We start from the raw sequence: 5,578 nt of genomic DNA on the forward strand, positions 1-5,578 counted from the left end.
ATACCTTCAGTGTCTTTTCTTATTAGCTTAAATTGGATCCGGTCTCAGTGATGACTCAAGGGGCAGGGAGAACACCTCTCCCGCCTATCTAGCTGTCGTCACCCGCCACGTTCAGTGTCGTCTAATACAGACCATTGGCAAACACCGACTCAAGCTCGGTAGCCAGTTCGTCAGCACGTTGACGCCCTTTGAAGATGCACTCAATCTCGCCGCTATGGTGCGGATCGAGCTGCGAGGGCGACAGGTTGGAGCCTACGTTCTCACGAAGGGCAAGAACCGCGAGCACCTCTGCTTTGTGTTTGGCTTCGACTGCCGAGGCATCCACAACACGTTGACCGATGAGCAGGTGGAGATCGTCTTTGACCAGCTGGAATCAGGGCTGAAGGATCTGCCCAATGGTGAGCGGTTGACGATTCATCTGGGGTCGTTTTCGGCGGACTGCGATCGCCAGCAGGATCTAGCTCGATTATCTAGCGGTGCCCCCAGCGCTGCTCTCAAGTTCTTGCTCACCGCTGAACGTGCCCGAGTCCAGCAACTCACTCAGCAGGGCCTGCGCAAACCCAAGTTTCTCCGGCTGTACGTTACCTACACCGTCCAAACGGGCTCTGAGGGAGCCCAAGACATCATCGAGAAGGTGATCAGCAGGGGCGAAACCCTGTGGAAGTCGTTCACAGGTGAGCTGCGCCAGGCCAAAAACCAGCGCTTGCAAACGGTGATCACCAAGGCCTTTACCGATGGCTTTCTGCTCTGGGAGCAGGTGCTTTCGACCAAGATGGGGCTCTCAGTCAAGCCTCTGGGTGAATCGGATCTGTGGAGCCTGCTGTGGAACCGCTTTAACGCCAGTGACCCCATCAATATCCCTCAGCTGATCATCCTCGATTCTGATGGCCTGCACGAGCAGGTCAACTCCGACATTCACAGCACCACACTGCTGACTCGGGCGGGGGTGCCCACTGCCGGGAAAACCTGGGTTAAGGTCAAGGGCCAGTATGCGGCCCCGCTGACGTTCCTCGAAAAACCGGGTGGCTGGGCCAGTGAAGCAGCTCAGCTGCGCTACCTGTGGGAGATCCTCTCCCGCGAGACGGTCGCCGATACCGAAATCTTCTGCCAGCTGACTCGGGCCAACGAAACCCTGGTCAAAACCACCGTGCAGCGGATGCTGAAGCAGTCAAACCTGACGGCTACCCTGGCTGAAGACAGCCACTCGGTGGATGTGGCCGCTGAGCTGAAGATGAAGCGCTCGATTGAGGCCCAGGAAGAACTCTTCGAAGGGGCTCTACCCATCCACACCGCCGTGGTGTTCATGGTGCATCGACCGGAACTGGAGCAGCTGGATGAAGCCTGCCGCTATATCCAAAGCTGCTTTCGCCGCCCGGCTTGGGTGGAGCGCGAACAAGACTACGCCTGGAAGGTGTGGCTCCAAACCCTGCCGATTGTCTGGGAAGCGCTGATGGCAACCCCCTTTGGACGGCGGCAGCTCTACCTGACCGGCGAAGCACCGGGGCTGATGCCGCTGGTGGTGACCCAGCCCTGCGATAGGAGTGGCTTTGAGCTGATTGCCGAAGAAGGGGGGCAGCCGATCCACCTGGATCTGTTCAACCAGCACCAAAACTTGGGCCTGTTTGCCACCACCCGAGCCGGAAAATCAGTCTTGGTCTCCGGCATTCTCACCCAGGCGTTGGCCCACCGCTTCCCGGTGGTGGCCCTTGATTTTCCCAAGCCAGATGGCTCCTCGACCTTTACCGACTATACCCAGCTGGTAGGTGGGGCCTACTTCGACATCTCCCGCGAGTCCAACAACCTGTTCGAGCTGCCAGATCTGCGTCACCTGCCCGGTGACGAGCGCAAAGAGCGTCTCGACGACTTTCAGTCGTTCCTGGAGTCGGCGCTACTGACCATGATTGTGGGCTCCGGGGCCAATAGCTCGGTGATGACCCAGACCATTCGCTCGATTCTGGTGCTGGCGCTCAACGCCTTTTTTGCCGATGCCCCAATTCAGCGACGCTACCTGGAGGCGATGGAAGGGCGCTTAGGCTCAGCGGCATGGGCACAGATGCCCACCCTGGCCGACTTCCTCGACTTCTGCACGCCTGAAAAACTGGATCTCAACCAGGTGGGCGGCAATATCGCGAAGGCTCTGGACATGATCGATCTACGGCTCAGGTTTTGGCTCTCCAGTCGGGTAGGACGAGCGATCTCGGCCCCCTCCAGCTTCCCCACCGATGCCCAACTGTTGGTCTTTGCCCTGCGGAATCTCTCCAACGAAGAAGATGCCGCTGTGCTGGCCCTCTCGGCCTATGCCGCTGCTTTACGGCGAGCATTGGAAGCCCCAGCCTCTATCTTCTTCATTGATGAGGCCCCCATCCTGTTTGAGTTTGACGAAATTGGAGCCCTAATTGGCCGACTCTGCGCCAACGGCGCTAAGGCCGGGATTCGGGTAATCATTTCGGCGCAAGATCCCGATACGGTGCATAAATCGCCAGCCAGCGCCAAGATCTTTCAAAACCTGACTACTCGCCTGATTGGTCGTATTCAGCCCATGGCGGTGGATAGCTTTGAACGCATTCTTAAATATCCCAAGGCCGTCATCAGCCGTAATGCCAGCGAGAGCTTCTTTCCCAAGCGGGAGGGCATCTACAGCCAGTGGCTGCTGGACAACAACGGCCTTTACACCTACTGCCGCTACTATCCCGCCTTTGCCCAACTGGCTGCCGTGGCCAACAACCCCGATGAGCAGGCGACCCGAGACTTGGTGCTGCGCCATGCCCCCGATACCTTCACGGGTCTGGCGGAATTCGCCCGCCTGCTAGTGCTCTCGATTCAGTCGGGTGAACCCCTATCGGTGATCACCGAGCGCTGGCTTGCTGAGCGCAATCCCCACCCCGAAGTTCCCCTGTCTTCCTTTAACTCTCTACCCACTGGAGGTCATTCATGAACCCGCGCCTTCGCCTTGCCCTCGTTCCTATCCTGGCCACCACCCTGCTGGTAGCACCCATCAAACCTGCCGCCGCGTCGCAAGTCGATACCACCTTTACCGACATCTTCGGCATTTTCCGCCAGGCCTTTGAGACCAGCAAAACCTACATCGAGCAAACCCTCTCTGGCCTACTCACGCCGCTGCCCGGCGATCTAGAGGGTGTGATCCAAAACGCCCTGGGCGATCTGGGCCTGGTTGACCCCAATCGGGTACGTTCTGAAATCTCGACGGAGCTGGCGACCATCCTGGAGGGCGATCTAGCTCAGTCCGACAGCATCTATGCAGGCCTTGAAACCGCCAATGAAGTTGACCGGCAGCTCACCCGCGCCCAGGTCGATGCGGTGCTAGGCCAAACCGGGCAAACCGCCACCCGCGACAAGATTACCTGGATTGAAAACACCATCGGCCAGGTGCAGCAGCACGCTGACTCGGCTCAGACGGCTGTCTCTACCCAGGCGGCGATCAAGCAGATGGCGCAGCAAAATGCCCGTCAGTCAGAGATTCTGGGGGCGGTGCAGTCAGAACTGCTGCAATCTCGCCAGGACGCTCAGTTGACTAACCTCAACCTGGCCAACATGTCTCAAAACCTGGATCAAGAGGCCCGTGCCCGCCGCCTCCAAGAATTGGGCAATGCTCTCGACACCCTGCAAATTAGCGCCCAGGCCCGTTTGTTCTAGACGTCTCTCAGTCATTACGTCAATTTGGATGTGAAGCATCATGCTGCTGGGTTGGCCCGTTTCACCTATCGCCCAATTGCCCCGCGACACCGCCGACATCATTGAAGGCGGCGCTGTCGCGTCTGAAGCCGTGGCTGAAAGCTGGAACCAGCTCTGGGAGAGCGTGCTTCAGGGAGGGCTTTACTTTGCCCTGGCTCGGGTGGGGGTCTTATTCGCCGTGGCTACCCTGCTCCTGTTTATGACCCAGTGGACACGGCAGATGGTGGAAGGGGAAAGCAGTCGCGCCTATGCCGATTTCATCTGGCCGCTGCTGGTGATTGTGCTGCTCTCTAACAACGGCGATCGCCTAGCGGCCATTACCCTAGACATCCGCAACTACATCAACCAGGTCAACCAGGACGTTTTGTCCTACACGGCTGCGGATATTCGGCTGCAAGAGGCCTATCAGGCGGCGGTTTTGGAGGGGTCAGTGGAGCAGACTATCATTCAGCGCCGCAACCAGTGCTATGAGCTGCAAAACCCTGAAGAGCGGGCGAATTGCATCGAACTAGCGGCGATTGAAGCCCGCGAGTTTATCGAAGACTACCGCGCCAGAACCGGCAATCCCAATGCCCTGTCCCGTGCATTGGAGGCGGCTCAAGCCGGGGACAATCCCCTCGACTCGGGTCTGCGGTTCGGAGGGGCGCTAATGGGTTCGGGCTTTCAGACCGTGACCCGAGGCCTGTTGATGGCGCTGCACATCGCTTTTCAGTGGCTGATTGAGGCCTCGCTGTTGCTGACGGCCACCCTGGGGCCGCTGGCCGTGGGCGGCTCGTTGTTGCCAGTGGGGGCTAAACCGCTGTTCGCCTGGCTGACGGGGTTCTTTTCTTTGGCTATTGCCAAACTCAGTTTCAACATCCTCTCAGGCCTGGTCTCTCTAGCGGTACTCAATGCCGGGGATTCTCACCCGCTGATTGCCCCCTTCTTTCTCGGCTTGCTAGCTCCTATTCTCTCTCTGGCCCTGGCGTCGGGCGGTGGCATGACGGTCTTTGGAGCCCTCACCAGTACCGCTGGGGTGATTGCGGGGACGGGGGCCATGGGTGGCATCGCCCGTGCCCCTGGCTACTCGGGCCGACGTCGGGCCTACCGCGTGCGTCGCTGACCTCACTCATAAGGACACATCCCATGGTGCAGTTGATTGAGAAACGCAACACAAACTACCTACCCCTGTTTGTCTTGGGCAGCGTGGGGTTGCAGCTGGTGATTCTGGTGGTCTTGTTTCTTCAGGCTGGTGCCCTGAGCCGTCTCAGCCGTCAGGATGCCCCCACCCTGGTGCAAATGCAGGACGGGCAGGCCATTCGAGTCGGCACCATGGGCTCTCGCGAGCGCACCCCAGAAACAGTCCGACGTTTTGTCAATGACACCCTGGTGCTGATGTTCAACTGGAGCGGCAGCCTGCCTGCCACCACGGCGGAAGAGGCCAGCCAGCCCAGGGCCGACCCTGGCCTACCGATTGAGGTGGAACAGGGTCGGCGCAATATTGCCACCGCCAGCTGGCAAGCCAGTTTTGCCTTTTCGGAAGATTTCCGCCAGGACTTCTTGAAGCGGGTGGCCGAACTGACGCCACCGGGGGTCTTCACGGGCACGAGTCAGGTGGTGATGGTGATCAACCACGTTGGGAGTCCCGAGGTGGTTGGGGAGGGGCGCTGGAAGGTGGCGGTGGTGGCCCATCTCTATGTCTTTAACGACGCCAATGCCCTGGGTCAAGCGATTCCCTTTAACCGGGAGGTGTTTGTCGAGGCGGTCACCGCGCCCGCTGTGCCCGATGGCGATACCCCTTTGGAGCAGGCCATCTACAGCATTCGCCAAACCGGCCTGCAAATCTATGCCATCCGTGAACTTGACCGGGAGGACTTGTGATGACGACACCCAACAATCTGTGGGA

General features: G+C 59.2%; 4 protein-coding genes. All 4 read left to right on the top strand.

Annotated features, from left to right (window positions below):
- Positions 1–214 precede the first annotated feature (214 nt).
- Genes IQ273_RS29550 through IQ273_RS29565 form a run of 4 tightly spaced genes read left to right on the top strand, consistent with a single transcriptional unit; the run spans position 215 to position 5,553 of the window.
- Positions 215–2,935, top strand: a complete 2,721-nt coding sequence (locus IQ273_RS29550; protein WP_278000606.1) for a hypothetical protein — start codon at positions 215–217, stop codon at positions 2,933–2,935.
- Positions 2,932–3,654, top strand: coding sequence for a hypothetical protein (locus IQ273_RS29555; protein WP_194026683.1), 723 nt, complete (start codon positions 2,932–2,934; stop codon positions 3,652–3,654). Before IQ273_RS29550 ends, IQ273_RS29555 begins: the two co-directional genes overlap by 4 nt.
- A gap of 40 nt (positions 3,655–3,694) precedes the next feature.
- Complete coding sequence (locus IQ273_RS29560; RefSeq protein WP_194026684.1) at positions 3,695–4,795, top strand: hypothetical protein; 1,101 nt, start codon at positions 3,695–3,697, stop codon at positions 4,793–4,795.
- 23 nt (positions 4,796–4,818) lie between these two features.
- The gene (locus IQ273_RS29565; RefSeq protein WP_194026685.1) at positions 4,819–5,553 is read left to right on the top strand and encodes a hypothetical protein; all 735 of its coding nucleotides are present in this window, start codon (positions 4,819–4,821) and stop codon (positions 5,551–5,553) included.
- Positions 5,554–5,578: the final 25 nt, after the last annotated feature.

This window comes from Nodosilinea sp. LEGE 07298 (genome assembly GCF_015207265.1).
Classification (GTDB): domain Bacteria; phylum Cyanobacteriota; class Cyanobacteriia; order Phormidesmidales; family Phormidesmidaceae; genus Nodosilinea.